We start from the raw sequence: 14,080 nt of genomic DNA, 5'->3' as shown, positions 1-14,080 counted from the left end.
GACCTAGGCTCCGAGCCAGATCGAGCACGGAGCTCATCACCGACCTGATCGGGGAAGGCCAGTGACACGTCGTCGAGCCGCAGGGCGTGCCGTCGCCGCCTGCGCGGGCCTCCTGCTCACCCTCGCCGCGTGCGGGGGATCGGGCGAGACCGCCGCGACCGACGGCGCCGAGGGCGTGCTGCTGGAGGACGAGCAGCTCGACGCGATCAAGGGCCAGGTCGACAAGATGGGCATCGTCGAGTGGCACGGCCAGCTGCTGACGAAGAACCCGGACAACGGCGGCAAGCGGATCTTCGACCTTGACGGCCGCTACAGCCCGTCCACCGGCTACAGCGAGCTCTCGATGGACTCCGCGATCGACGGCAACCGCCAGCAGGTCGACTACCTCGTCGTCGCCGGCCGCACCTACTTCAACAGCGAGGTCTGGGGCCCCAACGCCTCCGACTGCTGGGCCGACATCACCGGCGACGAGTCCCGCAGCTGGGGCCTGCCGACCGACCTCGACCCGACCTGGCCGGTCGTCGCGGCCCGGGCGATCCGGCTCGCCGGCGACGGCGTCGCGGTGGGCGTGCCGGCGCGCACGGTGATCACCGGGATGCCGCGCGGTCTCTTCCCGTCCGTGCCTCCCGCGCTCGACAAGATCGAGGCCGGCGCGGTCGTCACGCCGCACGGCCACCTGATCGAGGTCGGCGTCGACGTCGTGAACATGTGGAACGACGTCCCCGCCGCCGCGCGCTCCGCCATCGAGACCCGCAAGGCCGGCTGGTGGGCGATGACGATGAAGGAGTCGCAGAACGATGCGAACATCACGCCGCCCAAGCACGTCTTCGACCCGGTCGTGACGCCGCCCAGCCAGTGCAAGCGCGGCTGACCCCACGCCGGTTCGGGGGGATACTCCCGGCATGCCCACCTACATCGCCTTCCTGCGCGCGATCAACCTCGGCGCGAAGCGGAAGTTCCCCAAGGACGCGATCCGCGCCGCGACGGAGGCGGCCGGCGGCACCGACGTGGAGACCTACATCAACACCGGCAACGTCCGGCTGACGCACCCGGCCCGCTCGGTGGCCAAGGTGCAGGCGGTGCTGGAGCAGGCGTACGCCGCCGAGGCCGGCTTCGAGGTGCCGACCGTGGTGTTCACCGCACCAGACCTCGCCGCGCTCACTGCCCGGGGGGAGGAGCTGCACGCCCGCCACGACCCCGCGGGCCAGCACTACGTGTCGTTGTACGCCGACCCGCCGCCCGCAGCGGCCGTCGACGCGGTCCACGCCCTGGCTCACCCCGGCGAGACCGTGGTCGTCGACGGCCGCGCCGCCTACGTGCTGCTCGACGGCGACATCCACACCTCGAGGGTCATGGCGGCGAAGGAGCTCGCCGCGCTCGGCCGAGGGACCGCCCGCACCATCAAGGTGCTCCGCACGGTCACCCAGAAGTGGTGCTGAGACCGCTCGCGGAGCCGTCAGGCGATCTCCACCCCGGCGCGCGCCAGCTCGGTGATCGCCGCGGCCGAGGACTCCTCCGCGACGCCGGCGCACAGCGCGGTGAGCACCCGGGTCGTGAACCCCTCGGCGATGGCGTCGAGCGCCGTCGCGCGGACGCAGTGGTCGGTGGCGATGCCGCACACGTCGACCTCGTCGACCTGCCGGGCCCGCAGCCACTCGGCCAACGGCTCGCCCGACGACGTACGCCCCTCGAAGCCGCTGTAGGCGGCCGCGTGCTCGCCCTTGTAGAAGACCTCGTCGAAGGGCTGGGGGTCGAGGTTGGGGTGGAACGCCGCGCCCTCCGTGCCGACCTTGCAGTGCACCGGCCACGAGTCGGTGAAGTCGGGCTTGGCCGACCAGTGCGGCCCGGGGTCGACGTGGTGGTCCTTCGTGGCGAGCACGGCGTCGTAGGCCGGGGCGTCCTCGGCCCGCGCGTGCCAGCGGTGGAGCAGGTCGTTGATGCCGGCCGCCACGTGGGCGCCGCCCGTGACGGGAAGCGAGCCGCCCTCGCAGAAGTCGTTCTGGACGTCGACGACGATCAGGGCTCGGGCCATGCCACGAGGCTAGCGGTCCCCGTCGTGGGAGCAGCCCTCCCGCCTCGCGGCAGGAGGGCTGCTCGCGGCCTCGGTCCCCACGGCCGGGCCGGCGCGACAGGGCGCATCCCTGTCCGCGTCGTTCAGCGGCGGGTGGCCGTGACGAGGCGGTACTCCCAGTCGCACACCAGGTGGCCGGACCCCTCGCGGCGGTCGTGCGACTCGGCGAGCGCGACCAGGTCGGCCCGGAGCGCGGCGCGCCCCTGGTCGTCCAGCCGGCTCGCCGCCGCGAACGTGGGCCCGTAGTAGGTGAGGAACAGGTCGGCGAAGGCTCCGGCGTCGGTGAAGCGCTGGGTCACCGTGGCGGTCTGCGACCGCAGGTCTCCCACCCCCTCGCCGAGCAGGCCGGCGACGACCTCCTCCGTGCCCCAGCGGGTCGCGGGCCGGGCGCCGGGCGGCGGCGCGGCGTGCGCCCCGACAGTGCGCAGCATGCCGCCCACGAACCCCTCCGGGGTCCAGCTCGCGAGCCCGATCCGCCCGCCGGGGCGGGTCACCCGGACGAGCTCGCGCCCGGCGGCGTCGGGGTCGGCGGCGAACATGACGCCGATCGCCGACAGCACGACGTCGAAGGACGCGTCGTCGTGCGGCAGGTGCTCGGCGTCGGCCTCGGTGAGGTCGACGGCGACGTCCTCCGCGGCGGCCCGGCGCCGGGCGATCTCGAGCAGCGCCGGGACGTAGTCGATGCCGACCGCCTCGGCGCCGCGGCGCGCGGCGGCCAGGGCGACGTGCCCCGTGCCGGTGGCGACGTCGAGCACCCGGTCGGCCGGGCCGACGCCGACGTGGTCGACGAGATGCTCCGACACCGGGACGGTCAGGGCGGCGATCTTGTTGTAGTCGCCGCTGCTCCAGACCTTCTGCTGCTTGTCGCGCAGCTCGGTGAGGTCCGGGCCGGGATCCGAGGTGCCGGTGCTGCTGCTGCTGGTGGTGCTGGTGCTGGTCATGCTGGTTCCTTTCGTGGTGCCGACCGGCGTCTCGGGAACGCCGGCGACGGACGTGGTGGCCGCCGAGACGTGCTCGAGCCGGAGCCCGGCCCGTCGCACCGCCTCGGCGACCAGGTGGGCCGAGTCGGCCTCGTAGAGCAGGAAGCACGTCTCGTCCTCGGGGACGAAGATCGACCTCAGGCAGCGCACGGCCCGGCCCTCGCGGGACAGGTCGGCGCCGGCCCGCTCCGCCAGCGCGACCTGACGGCGCGCGGCGGCGTGGTCGCCCCGGGCGACGTAGAGCTCGACGAGGTACTCGGCCATGTCTCCACCGTGCGCCCCCGTGAGGGTCGGCGAAACTGTGGATGACCCGAGGAAATGGCCGGGGAGGAACCCCAGTCGACACGACCGACCGGCGCTGGTCGGCTCACTCCGGTCGGGTCACTCCGGTCGGGTCACGCCGGCGTCGAGCTCGGCGAGGCGGGGCGCGAGCTCCATCCGGGAGCGGATCTCGAGCTTGGTGTAGGTGTTGCGGAGGTGGAACTCCACGGTGCTGACGGTGACGACGAGGGCCCGGGCGATCTCCTTGTTGGCCAGTCCCTGCGCCGCGAGGTCCGCCACCCGGCGCTCGGCGGTCGTCAACCGGCCGGGGGAGCCCGGGCGCCTGGCGCCGACGCGCTCCAGCTCGCCGCGCGCGGCGTCGGCCCAGCCGGGGGCGTGCTGCGCCTCGAAGAGGCCGACCGCGCACTCCAGGGACGCGCGGGCCGCGCCCCACTTGCGCGAGCGGCGCTGCGCCCGGCCGAGGGCGAGCCAGGTGCGGGCGGCGTCGGCGACCAGCCCGCGGTCGTCGTAGCCCGACGCGATGCCGGCCAGTGCGGCGGCGTCGGCGTCCGACCACGCCCGGGCCAGCGCGATGGTCGCCGAGCCGCGGGCCGCGGCCTGCCGGGCCCAGTCGTGGTCCTGCAGGTCGGCGGCGTCGGCCAGCGCGTCGACGACCTGGCGCGCCTCGTCGAGGGAGTCGGTGCTGCCGACCTCGGCGAGGGCCTCGACGAGGTCGGGGGCGGCCGGGAAGGCGCCGGGGTCGAGCACGCCCGCGTCGCGTGTGTGCGCCCACACCGCGCGCAGCCGGCTGGCGGCCTCGTCGGGCCGGTGGTCGAGCAGGTCGGCCACGCCCGCCGCCCGGGTGGCCTCCAGCCAGTCCCACTGGACGCCCGTGTCCTCCGCCTGGGCGACGGCGCGCTGGGCCCAGTCGCGCGCCGCCGCGGGGTCGCCGCGGCCGGCGGCGAGCAGGCTGCGGCAGCGCTCGTACATCGGCCAGTGCAGCAGGCTGCTGTCGGTCGAGGCCGCCCACTCGTCGAGCAGCGCCTCGGCGGCGTCCCACCCGCCCAGGCGCAGCTCGAGCTCGCACAGGTGGAGCCGGGCGAGCGCGTAGGAGTTGGGCTCGCCGCGCTCGGCGGCGAGCCCGCGGAACGCCTCGAAGCGCTCGCGGGCCGGGCCCGGCTCGCCGCGCCACACGTGCTGCTGGCCGGCCACCCGGCCCGGGGTGCGGGCCAGGTAGGTCGACCGGCTGGCCAGCGCCTCGTAGCGCTCGAGGAGGTCGTCGAGCGGCCGCCCGCGCAGGGCCGAGGTCCACACCCGCGTGTAGAGCGCGAGGCGCTGGTCGCCGCCGGTGCCGGTCGCGGAGGCCTCGACGGCCTGGGCGGCGCGCGCGTCGGCGAGCGCGACGTGGCGCACCGCGATGACGGCCTCGTTCTCGGCGAGGTGGCACAGGACGCGCAGGCGCAGGTCGTGGTCGTCGCCGGCCTCGTCGAGGGCCTGTTGGAGCAGCGCGCGGATGTCGGCGTTGCCGCGCACCACGCCGCCGGTGAGCAGGACGTAGGCCCGGACCCGGTCGGCGCGGTCGGGCAGCGTCGCCGCGCGGGAGCCGAGCAGCGCGGTGAGGCGCTGCTTCTCCCCGGCCATGTGCAGCACCTTGGCCAGCACCATCACGCGTGCCGCGTCGGGCTCGCCGGCCGGTGTCAGGCGCAGGGCGTGGGTCGCGAGGTCGGCGGCGAGCCGGATCGAGCCGCGGGCGATGGCCCGCGTGGCGGCACCGTCGAGCCGCTCGGCGAGGAGGGCGTCGGGCTCGGTGGCGGCGAGGGCGAGGTGCTGCAGCATCCGGCAGGGGTCGTCGGCGACGACCGCGGCGAGGTCGGCGTGCAGCCCGCGCACCTCGTCGGGCGACGCCGCCCGCCGCGCCGCCTGCGCGAGGAGGGGGTGCGCCGAACGCACCCGCTCGCCGTCGAGGTCGACGACCCCTGCGGCGGCGGCCTGCTGGAGCGCGTCGGGCCCGAACAGCGCCTGCAGCCGGGGCGCGCGCAGGTCGGCGTCGAGGGCGAGCGCGAGCAGCAGCCGGCGCGTGGTGGGGTCGAGGTCGGCGACCCGCAGGCCGAGGAGGTCCTCGACCGCGTCGGGCACCGGGAGCTCGTCGCCCAGCGTCGCCGGGTCGCGCCGGGCCAGCAGCCGGCCCACCTCGAGGGCGAACAGCGGGTTGCCCAGCGTGGTGTCGTAGACGCGACGGAGCAGGTGGTGCGGCAGCCGGAGCCCGAGCCGGGTCGCGAGGATCTGGCGGGTGCCGCCGAGCGTGGTGGCGCGCACGACGAGGTGCTCGACCCGGCCCTCGCGGAACGCCCGCTCGACCGCGGTCGGCGCTCCGGGGCGGCGGGAGAGCACGACGGTCACGTCGTCGGGGAGGCGGCGCGCGACGTAGGCGAGCGCGGTCAGGGAGGAGGCGTCGAGCCACTGCAGGTCGTCGACGGCGACGAGCAGCCGCTGGTGGCGGGCCAGCGTCCGCAGCGCGGACAGCAGGGCGAGCGAGACGACCTGCTCCGTGGGCGGCTGCTCGCCGGGGTCGGCACGGTAGAGCGCCACCGCGAGGGCGTGCAGCTGGGGCGCCGGCATCTCCAGCTCCTCGACCCCGACCTCGTCGAGCAGATCGATGAGCCCCGCGAACGGCAGCTCCGTCTCGGACGCACTGGCCCGCGCCGCCAGCACGCGCAGGCCGCGGTCGCGCCCGCCGGCCAGCGCCTGCTCCCAGAGGCTGGTCTTGCCCACGCCCGGCTCGCCCTCGAGCACCAGGGCCCGCACCGGGGTCGGCTCCTGGTCGAGCACCCCGGCGATGACTGCGAGCTCGGCGTCGCGCGCGACGAGACCCATGGGGGCATGATCGCAGCCGTCGGCCCCGAGGGCATCGACAATTCGGGGCAGGTGGGGCGCTACCCGCCGAGGTGGACCGTGGGGATGACCGGCTCGCCCGCCGACATCATCGTGACGGCGCGCGGGAGCTCGGCGACCGACGCGCGGTGCCGGGCCCGGGCCTCGTCGAGCGTGGTCCGCCCGACGACCTCGCCGTCGCGCACCAGGGGGACGAGCAGCGGGCGGTCGTCCCCGTCGTCCCCCGGGACCTGGTCGATCCCGACGACCTCCGCCTGGGCGACGCCCGAGGGTCCGCGGCGGCGCAGGGCGTGCTTGCGGCCGCCGATGGACAGCTTGTCGGTCGACCGCTTGGCCACCGACACCAGCTCGCCGTCGGTCCCCTCACGCGCGACGAGCTTGTAGACGAAGCCGCACGTCGGGTGCCCGGAGCCGGTGACCAGCTGCGTCCCGACGCCGTAGGCGTCGACGGGGGCCGCGGCGAGCGCCGCGATGGCGTACTCGTCGAGGTCGCTCGTCACCACGATCCGGGTGTCGTGGGCGCCGAGGCCGTCGAGCTGGGCGCGCACCTCGCGGGCCAGGTCGCCGAGGTCGCCCGAGTCGAGCCGCACCGCACCGAGCCCGGTGCCGGCCACCTCGACGGCGAGTCGCACCGCCTCGGCGACGTCGTAGGTGTCGACCAGCAGCGTGGTGCCCACGCCGAGCGTCTCGACCTGCGCGCGGAACGCGTCGGCCTCGGCGTCGTGCAGCAGCGTGAACGAGTGGGCCGCGGTGCCGGTGGAGGGTACGCCGTAGCGGGCCCGGGCCGCGAGGTTGCTCGTGGCGTCGAAGCCGGCGACGTACGCCGCCCGGGCGGCCGCGACCGCCGCGTCCTCGTGGGTGCGGCGCGCGCCCATCTCGATGCACGGGCGGCCGTGGGCGGCCAGCACCATCCTCGACGCGGCCGAGGCGATGGCGGAGTCGTGGTTGTAGATCGACAGCAGGACCGTCTCGAGGAGCACGGCCTCGGCGAAGGTGCCCTCGACGACCATCAGGGGTGAGTGGGGGAAGTAGGCCTCGCCCTCGGCGTAGCCCCACACGTCACCGGTGAAGCGGTAGGAGGCGAGCCAGTCGAGCATGCCCGGGTCGACGATGCCCTCGAGCGCGGTGAGAGCCGCCGCGTCGAAGCGGAAGTCCTCGATCGCGTCGAGCGCCCGGCCGACCCCGGCGACGACGCCGTAGCGCCGGCCCTCCGGCAGCCGCCGGGGGAACAGCTCGAAGACCGCCCGGCGCTCGGCCGTGCCGGCCTGTCGCGCAGCCTGCACCATGGTCAGCTCGTAGTGGTCGGTCAGGAGCGCGGTCGACGCACGGGGGGAGCTGGTCACGACCCACACTGTGCCACGATGGGACCCGTGTCAGCCGCCAGTCCCGTAGAGGTCGAGCCGACCATCACCCCTGACGAGATCACCTTCCTGGCCAAGCCGTGGGTGACCCTCGTCTGGGACGACCCGGTCAACTTGATGTCCTACGTCTCCTACGTGTTCCAGAAGTACTTCGGCTACGACAAGGCCAAGGCCGAGAAGCTCATGCTCGAGGTGCACACCGACGGCAAGTCGGTGGTCTCGACGGGCACGCGTGAGGAGATGGAGCGCGACGTGCAGGCGATGCACGAGTACGGCCTCTGGGCGACGATGGAGAAGGCGTCGTAGTGCACCGGTCCCGCATCTCCGTGGTCATGATCGACCACCCCGAGGAGACCTACGACCCCGCGGCCGCGTTCTGGGCCGCCGCGCGGGGCGGTCGTCGTACGACCAACGAGGAACCCGCCTTCGAGTCGCTGGAGCGGCTGCCGGGCAACGTCGCGCTCGAGCTCCAGCGCACCGGCAGCGGCACTCCACCGCGCGTGCACCTCGACCTCGAGACCGACGACGTGGACGCCGAGGTGGCCCGCCTCGAAGCGCTCGGCGCCACCGTGCAGAGCCGACACGACACCTGGGCGGTGCTCACCGACCCGGGCGCGCTGGTGTTCTGCGTGGTCCCCGTGTGGACCGACCAGGCCGACTTCGACCGCCACGCGACCACGTGGGGGGCCTGACGTGAGCGGCTTCGAGCGACACCGCAGGTCCGGGCGCGTCATCGCCACGTTCACCGGCTTCGAGGCCGACCTCCTGCGGTCACTGGCCTCGCAGATGGTCGAGCTGCTGCGCAACGAGCGCGCCGAGCCCGCCGCCCCGAGCGCCGACCCGTTCGACGCGATGATGGCCGAGTTCTCCGGCGCCACGACGATCCCCGACGACCCGGTGCTCGCCCGGCTCTTCCCCACCGCCTATCCCGACGACGAGGAGGCGGCCGCCGACTTCCGCCGCTTCACCGAGGGCGGCCTGCGCGACGGCAAGGCGGCCACGGCCGGCTCGATCATCGACACCCTGGAGGAGGCCGGGCTGCCGTCCGAGCTGGACCAGGACGGCCTTGTCATCGACGTCGAGCTCACCGACGCCGAGGCCGAGACGTGGATGCGCGCCTTCACCGACATCCGGCTCGCGCTGGCCACCCGGCTCGGCGTCGAGGCCGGCGACGAGCACTACTGGCACTCGCTGCCCGACGACGACCCGCGGGCGCAGGCCCACGACATCTACGAGTGGGTGGGCTACCTCCAGGAGACCGTGGTCGAGGCGCTCACCTCGTGAGCGGACGGTGAGCCGCCCGTGAGCCCGGTGCCCGACTTCGTCCTGGCGCTGCGCGAGAAGATCGGGCACGACCCGCTCTGGCTCCCCGGGGTCACCGCGGTCGTCCGCCGCGGCGACCAGGTGCTGCTGGTCAAGCGCGCCGACAACGGCCACTGGACGCCCGTCACCGGGATCCCCGAGCCGGGGGAGGAGCCGGCCGAGGCCGCCGCCCGGGAGGCGCGGGAGGAGACCGGCGTCCGGATCCGGGTGGACCGGCTGGCCTCCACCGGCGTGCACGGCGAGATCGTGCACGCCAACGGCGACCGCGCGTCCTACCTCGACCTCACCTTCGCCTGCACCTGGGTCGAGGGCGAGGCCCACGTGGCCGACGACGAGTCGAGCGAGGTGCGGTGGTGGCCCGTCGGTGCGCTGCCGCCGATGTCGGAGCTGATGACCGCCCGCATCGAGGCCGCCCTCGGCGACGACCCCGAGGCACGGTTCGTGCGCCCGCCGGGCCAGCACGACGTCGAGCCGCCGCCCGTCCTCGCGCCGCCGGTGCCCGTCCTCGGCGTCGACGCCTGCCCGGCCGGCTGGGTGGGGGTGGTGCTCGACACCGGGCTGCGCGCCTCCGTCTACGTCGCACCCGACATCGCCGGGCTCGTCGAGCTGGTCCGCGATCAGCACGACGTCGCGGTCGCGGCCGTCGACATCCCGATCGGACTGCCCGACGCGGGCGGCCGGAAGGCGGACGCGCAGGCCCGGCGCGCGCTGGTGGGGAAGGCGTCGTCGGTGTTCTCCACGCCGGTGCGGGCCGCGCTCGAGGCGGAGACCTACGAGCAGGCGCGCGCGGCCAACCTCGCCGCGACCGACGGGCGCACCAGCGTGAGCGCCCAGGCCTACGCGCTGCGGGAGAAGGTGCTGCAGGTCGACGCGTGGGTGCGCGGGCGGCCAGGCGTCCTCGTGATCGAGGTGCACCCCGAGCTGAGCTTCGCCCGGATGGCGGGCGCGCCCGTGCGGGCGCGCAAGAAGGACGCCGACGGCGTCCGCGCCCGGCGCGAGGCGCTCGCCGCCCACGGGGTCGTGGCGCCGGCGTGGTTCCGCGGCGCGGGCTTCGGCGAGGACGACCTGCTCGACGCCTGCGCGGCCGCGTGGACGGCCGTGCGCCACGCGCACGGGGTCGCGGAGTCGTACCCCGAGGAGCCCGAGGTCTTCTCCGACGGGGTCCCGGCCGCGATCTGGGCCTGAGCGGCGTACGCCCACCCTGCCCGGGGCGCTGCTCAGCCCGAGTGGGTCAACACGCCGTAGCGCTCGCGCGAGGCGAGGGCCCAGCGCGAGACGGGCACCGACACCAGCGCCACCGCGAGCATCAGCGCGGCCAGCACCAGCCAGCCGGTCTCGCCCATCTCGACGCAGAGCAGGGTCACCACGGGCGGGCCGACGACGGCGATCACGCTGAACCCCAGCCCGGCGAACCCCTGGTACTGGCCCTGCTTCTCGTGCGGTGCGAGACCCATCTGGAGCCCCCACTGGCCGCCGGAGCCGATCATCTCGCCGACGACGTGGACCAGCGAGCCGACGACCAGCACGACCACCGCGAAGGTGGCGTCGCCCCGGTCGGCCAGGGCGACGATGGCGAAGCCGGCGGCGATCCACACCGCGCCGCGCACCAGCGCGCGGGCGCCCGCCTCGACCGAGTCGGCGCGCCGGGACAGCCGGACCTGGAAGAGCGCGACGCAGGCGGTGTTGACGATGAGCAGGATCGCGACCATGACCGGCGGCGCGGAGGTGCGCTCGGAGATGTAGAGCGCCAGGCCGAGCTCCATCACGAAGAAGTGCAGCGAGAACAGCCCGGTCAGCGCCACCACGACGACGTAGGGCCAGTCGCGCAGCACCGCCAGGCGCGGCTCGCCCTCGACGCGGACGTAGGCCGGCAGGTCGGGCAGCCGCGTGGTGTTCCACGCCGCGAAGCCGGTGAAGACCGCGTTGAGGACGAACACCGAGATGTAGGCCCACGGCTCGTCCACGACGAGGGCCGCGCCGCCGAAGACCGAGCCGAGGCCGATCGCGGTGTTGGTCACCGCGCGGAGGTAGGCCTTGAACTGCACGCCGCGCCCACCCGTGGCGAGCTGGGCGATGACGCCCTGCTGCACGGACCCGGCCGAGCGTTCGAAGAAGGTGAGCAGCGCCAGCAGCAGCGCGAGCTGCCACGGCGTGCGGGCCAGCGCCGGCAGCGCGCTGGTGAGGGCGGCGCCGACCATGAACGCCGTCAGCACCCGCCGCGGTCCCCGGCTGTCGGCGAGCTGGCCGGCCGGCACCTGCACGACGATCCCGACCACGGCCGCGACGGCCATCGCCAACGCGACCTCGGCGGCAGAGAAGCCGACCTGTCGGGTGAAGTAGAGCGCGCTGGTGGTCATCACCGCGCCGGCCCCGAACCGGTTGGCGAACGACCCCAGCGCCAGCACCCGCAGGTCCCGCTCGAGCGGGATCCCCCTCCGGGTCAGCGGCGCGTGCGCCTGCGACGACGACATGACTCTCCTCGACAAAGTATCTCGACGTCGAGACTATGTCGTGAGACGCGGGCCGGCCGCATCGGCCTCGTGCCTACGCTTGGCTGCGTGCTGACCTTGGACCAGGAGATCTACGACGCGATCGTGGCGCACGCGCGCCGCGACCACCCCGACGAGGCCTGCGGAGTCGTCGCGGGTCCCGAGGGCAGCGACCGTCCCGAGCGGTTCGTCCCGATGGTCAACGCGGCCGGCAGCCCGACGTTCTACGAGTTCGACTCCAGCGAGCTGCTCGCGCTCTACAAGGAGATGGACGCCCGCGACGAGGAGCCGGTGGTGATCTACCACTCCCACACCGCCACCGAGGCCTACCCCAGCCGCACCGACATCAACCTGGCCAGCGAGCCCCACGCCCACTACGTGCTCGTCAGCACACGCGAGCACGGGAATAGTGAGGGCCCGGTGGAGTTCAGGTCCTACAGGATCGTCGACGGGGTCGTGACCGAGGAGGACGTCACGGTCGCACCGACGACAGAGACGCCAGAGACACCCGAGCAGACCGAGGAAGCGAGCACCCCCTGATGGCCATCGAGGTCCGGATCCCCACCATCCTGCGCACCTACACCGACGGCGCCAAGGCCGTCGAGGGATCGGGCGGCACGCTGTCCGCGCTGATCGACGACCTCGAGGGCAGCCACCCCGGCATCAAGGACCGCCTCGTCGAGGAGAAGGCCGGCTCGGTCGACCTGCGCCGCTTCGTCAACATCTACATCAACGACGAGGACGTCCGCTTCATCGGTGGCCTCGACGCCGAGCTCTCCGACGGCGACCAGGTCGTCGTGCTGCCCGCCGTCGCGGGCGGCTGCTGAGCCAGAGCGCTCAGCCCAGGATCCCGCGCTCGTAGGCCCTCGCCACCGCGGCGGCGCGGTCGCTGACGCCGAGCTTGTCGTAGGCGTGGACGAGGTGGGTCTTCACCGTCGCCTCGCTGACGAACAGCTCCTCGGCGATCAGTCGGTTGGAGCGCCCCCGCGCCACCAGCGTGAGCACCTCCCGCTCGCGCGCGCTCAGCACGCCCGACGCGGCCGGGCGGCGTACGTGCGAGGCCAGCCGCGCCGCCACGGCCGGGGACAGCACGGTCTCCCCGGCGGCCGTGGCGCGCACCGCGTCGAAGAGCGTCTCGGCGGGAGTGTCCTTGAGGAGGTAGCCCGTCGCCCCGGCCTCGATCGCCGCGACGGTGTCGCTGTCGGTGTCGTAGGTCGTCAGCACCAGGACCGCGGCCCGCGAGCCGCGCTCGCGCAGGGCGCGGACCGCGTCGACGCCGCCACCGCCGGGCATCCGCAGGTCCATCACGACCACGTCGGGGTCGGTCGCGACGACCCGCTCGACCGCCTCGGGACCGCTCGCCGCCTCGCCGACGACCTCGAAGCCGTCGACGCCGGCGAGCATGCTGCGCACGCCGTCGCGGACGACGGGGTGGTCGTCGACCACCACGATGCGCACCGTCATGCCGCCTCCCTCGCCAGGGCGGGGAGGCGGGCGGAGACCGCGGTGCCGCGACCCCGCTCCGACTCCAGCGCCAGGGCGCCTGCCAGCCGCGCGACGCGCTGGCGCATCCCGCGCAGGCCGAACGAGCTCGACGCCGTCGGGGCGGCGACGTCGAAGCCGACCCCGTCGTCGCGCACGTCGAGGACGACCTCGTCGCCGTCGTAGGACAGCGTCACCCCGACCCGGGTCGCCTCGGCGTGCTTGGCGACGTTGGCCAGCGACTCCTGCGCGATGCGCAGCACGGTCGCCTCCACCTCGGGGTGCAGCGGCACGGCGTCGCCGACGACGACCGCGTCCGCGCGCACCTCGTGCTCGGCGGACCACGAGGCCACCACGCCCGCCAGGGCCTCGGCCAGGGTGGTGCCGTCGAGGTCGCCGGGGGACAGGTCGAGCATCGAGCGGCGCGCCTCCGCCAGCGCCTGGCGGGCCAGGCCGAGGGCGCGCTGCTGGCGCTCGCCGCCGACCGACGCCTCGAGCTGGGTGACGATGCCCGCCAGGCTCTGGGCGATGGTGTCGTGGATCTCGCCGGCCAGCCGGGCGCGCTCCTCCTGCACTCCGGCCTCACGCGCCTGGGCGACCAGCTGCTCGTGCAGGCTGCGGTTCTCCGCCAGCGCCTCCTCGAGCCCGGCGTTGAGGCGCTCGAGCTCGGCGGTGCGCTGCTCGGTGCGCAGCGACACCTTCATGAAGGCGGTGGCCAGACCGGCGTTGAGCAGGATGAGGGCGCCGAAGACGGATGCCTGGGCGGGATCCTGTGGTGGGAAGCCGCCGGACTGCGAGCCCGCCTGGGTGATCCCGACGACCACCATGCCGGCGTAGACCCAGCGTCCCTTGAGCGACTCGAAGGCGTCGAAGAAGCCGGCGACGCCGAAGATGCCGTAGAACGGGTTGAGCCAGCAGAGCACGAAGGCCAGCGCGGTGCGCCCCGCGTAGTGGATCGCGCTGGGTCTGGGCGTCGCGATCATCCACGCGGCGGTGAGGGCCGAGAGGGCGAGCGTCCAGCGGACGTCGGCCGCGCCCACCCCGAGTGCCGGGGCGGCCGCGGTCGCGACGACGGTGGCGAGCCCGAGCAGTCCGAACGGCAGCCAGCGCAGCCACCGCTCGTCGCTGGCCTGCTCGTGCGCGAGGGCAGCGGCCCACCCGCCGCTCTGCCCGCGCGCCCCCTCGCTCATGGCCTCATCCTTGCAGTCCGTGGCGCTCCTC

General features: G+C 74.5%; 15 protein-coding genes. 8 read left to right on the top strand and 7 right to left on the bottom strand.

Translation table 11 applies throughout. The features are described 5' to 3' along the window. The first annotated feature begins 61 nt into the window (after positions 1 to 61). Both AC54T2_RS13150 and AC54T2_RS13145 read left to right on the top strand, forming a co-directional pair. Complete coding sequence (locus AC54T2_RS13150) at positions 62 to 871, top strand: hypothetical protein (protein ID WP_186340717.1); 810 nt, start codon at positions 62 to 64, stop codon at positions 869 to 871. 31 nt (positions 872 to 902) lie between these two features. Beyond that, the gene (locus AC54T2_RS13145; protein WP_496666385.1) at positions 903 to 1,439 is read left to right on the top strand and encodes a DUF1697 domain-containing protein; all 537 of its coding nucleotides are present in this window, start codon (positions 903 to 905) and stop codon (positions 1,437 to 1,439) included. A 17-nt stretch (positions 1,440 to 1,456) separates the two neighbouring features. Here AC54T2_RS13145 and AC54T2_RS13140 read toward each other — a convergent pair whose 3' ends face one another. From AC54T2_RS13140 to AC54T2_RS13125, 4 genes are all read right to left on the bottom strand, one after another. Continuing rightward, positions 1,457 to 2,032 carry an isochorismatase family protein gene (locus AC54T2_RS13140; protein WP_489974880.1) on the bottom strand — a complete coding sequence of 192 codons (576 nt, stop codon included), beginning with the start codon at positions 2,030 to 2,032 and terminating at the stop codon, positions 1,457 to 1,459. Between the two features lie 122 nt (positions 2,033 to 2,154). Further along, complete coding sequence (locus AC54T2_RS13135) at positions 2,155 to 3,315, bottom strand: methyltransferase domain-containing protein (RefSeq protein ID WP_496666384.1); 1,161 nt, start codon at positions 3,313 to 3,315, stop codon at positions 2,155 to 2,157. Positions 3,316 to 3,432: 117 nt separating this feature from the next. After that, positions 3,433 to 6,186, bottom strand: a complete 2,754-nt coding sequence (locus tag AC54T2_RS13130; RefSeq protein WP_496666383.1) for an AAA family ATPase — start codon at positions 6,184 to 6,186, stop codon at positions 3,433 to 3,435. Positions 6,187 to 6,245: 59 nt separating this feature from the next. Then, positions 6,246 to 7,547, bottom strand: coding sequence for a nicotinate phosphoribosyltransferase (locus AC54T2_RS13125; protein ID WP_496666382.1), 1,302 nt, complete (start codon positions 7,545 to 7,547; stop codon positions 6,246 to 6,248). Positions 7,548 to 7,565: 18 nt separating this feature from the next. On the opposite strand from AC54T2_RS13125, the gene clpS reads away from it, so the two are divergent. From clpS to AC54T2_RS13105, 4 genes are read left to right on the top strand one after another with little or no spacing between them, the layout of a single operon-like run. Further along, entirely contained in the window at positions 7,566 to 7,871 is a 306-nt protein-coding gene (gene clpS, locus AC54T2_RS13120) for an ATP-dependent Clp protease adapter ClpS (RefSeq protein ID WP_186340722.1), read from the top strand. A gap of 26 nt (positions 7,872 to 7,897) precedes the next feature. Next, positions 7,898 to 8,257, top strand: coding sequence for a VOC family protein (locus AC54T2_RS13115; RefSeq protein ID WP_496666381.1), 360 nt, complete (start codon positions 7,898 to 7,900; stop codon positions 8,255 to 8,257). A gap of 1 nt (position 8,258) precedes the next feature. Then, positions 8,259 to 8,849, top strand: a complete 591-nt coding sequence (locus AC54T2_RS13110) for a DUF2017 domain-containing protein (protein WP_186340724.1) — start codon at positions 8,259 to 8,261, stop codon at positions 8,847 to 8,849. Positions 8,850 to 8,867: 18 nt separating this feature from the next. Further along, positions 8,868 to 10,073 (top strand): DUF429 domain-containing protein, encoded by a 1,206-nt coding sequence (locus tag AC54T2_RS13105; protein WP_496666380.1) that lies wholly within the window; start codon positions 8,868 to 8,870, stop codon positions 10,071 to 10,073. A gap of 32 nt (positions 10,074 to 10,105) precedes the next feature. Here the strand turns inward: AC54T2_RS13105 and AC54T2_RS13100 are convergent, their stop codons facing one another. Further along, positions 10,106 to 11,359: an MFS transporter gene (locus tag AC54T2_RS13100; RefSeq protein WP_496666379.1), complete on the bottom strand. Its 1,254-nt coding sequence runs from the start codon at positions 11,357 to 11,359 to the stop codon at positions 10,106 to 10,108. Between the two features lie 87 nt (positions 11,360 to 11,446). On the opposite strand from AC54T2_RS13100, the gene AC54T2_RS13095 reads away from it, so the two are divergent. Both AC54T2_RS13095 and AC54T2_RS13090 read left to right on the top strand, forming a co-directional pair. Beyond that, the gene (locus tag AC54T2_RS13095) at positions 11,447 to 11,917 is read left to right on the top strand and encodes a M67 family metallopeptidase (protein WP_186340727.1); all 471 of its coding nucleotides are present in this window, start codon (positions 11,447 to 11,449) and stop codon (positions 11,915 to 11,917) included. Then, positions 11,917 to 12,204: a MoaD/ThiS family protein gene (locus AC54T2_RS13090; protein ID WP_186340728.1), complete on the top strand. Its 288-nt coding sequence runs from the start codon at positions 11,917 to 11,919 to the stop codon at positions 12,202 to 12,204. The genes AC54T2_RS13095 and AC54T2_RS13090 overlap by 1 nt, the downstream gene beginning before the upstream one ends. Before the next feature lie 10 nt (positions 12,205 to 12,214). Here the strand turns inward: AC54T2_RS13090 and AC54T2_RS13085 are convergent, their stop codons facing one another. Next, positions 12,215 to 12,841, bottom strand: a complete 627-nt coding sequence (locus tag AC54T2_RS13085) for a response regulator (RefSeq protein ID WP_186340729.1) — start codon at positions 12,839 to 12,841, stop codon at positions 12,215 to 12,217. Continuing rightward, positions 12,838 to 14,049: a sensor histidine kinase gene (locus AC54T2_RS13080; RefSeq protein WP_496666378.1), complete on the bottom strand. Its 1,212-nt coding sequence runs from the start codon at positions 14,047 to 14,049 to the stop codon at positions 12,838 to 12,840. Before AC54T2_RS13080 ends, AC54T2_RS13085 begins: the two co-directional genes overlap by 4 nt. Between the last annotated feature and the right edge of the window lie 31 nt (positions 14,050 to 14,080).

This window comes from Nocardioides sp. Z35_8, from assembly GCF_059621125.1.
Note: the sequence above shows the minus strand (reverse complement) of the source record. Positions and strands in the feature narration are given on the sequence as shown.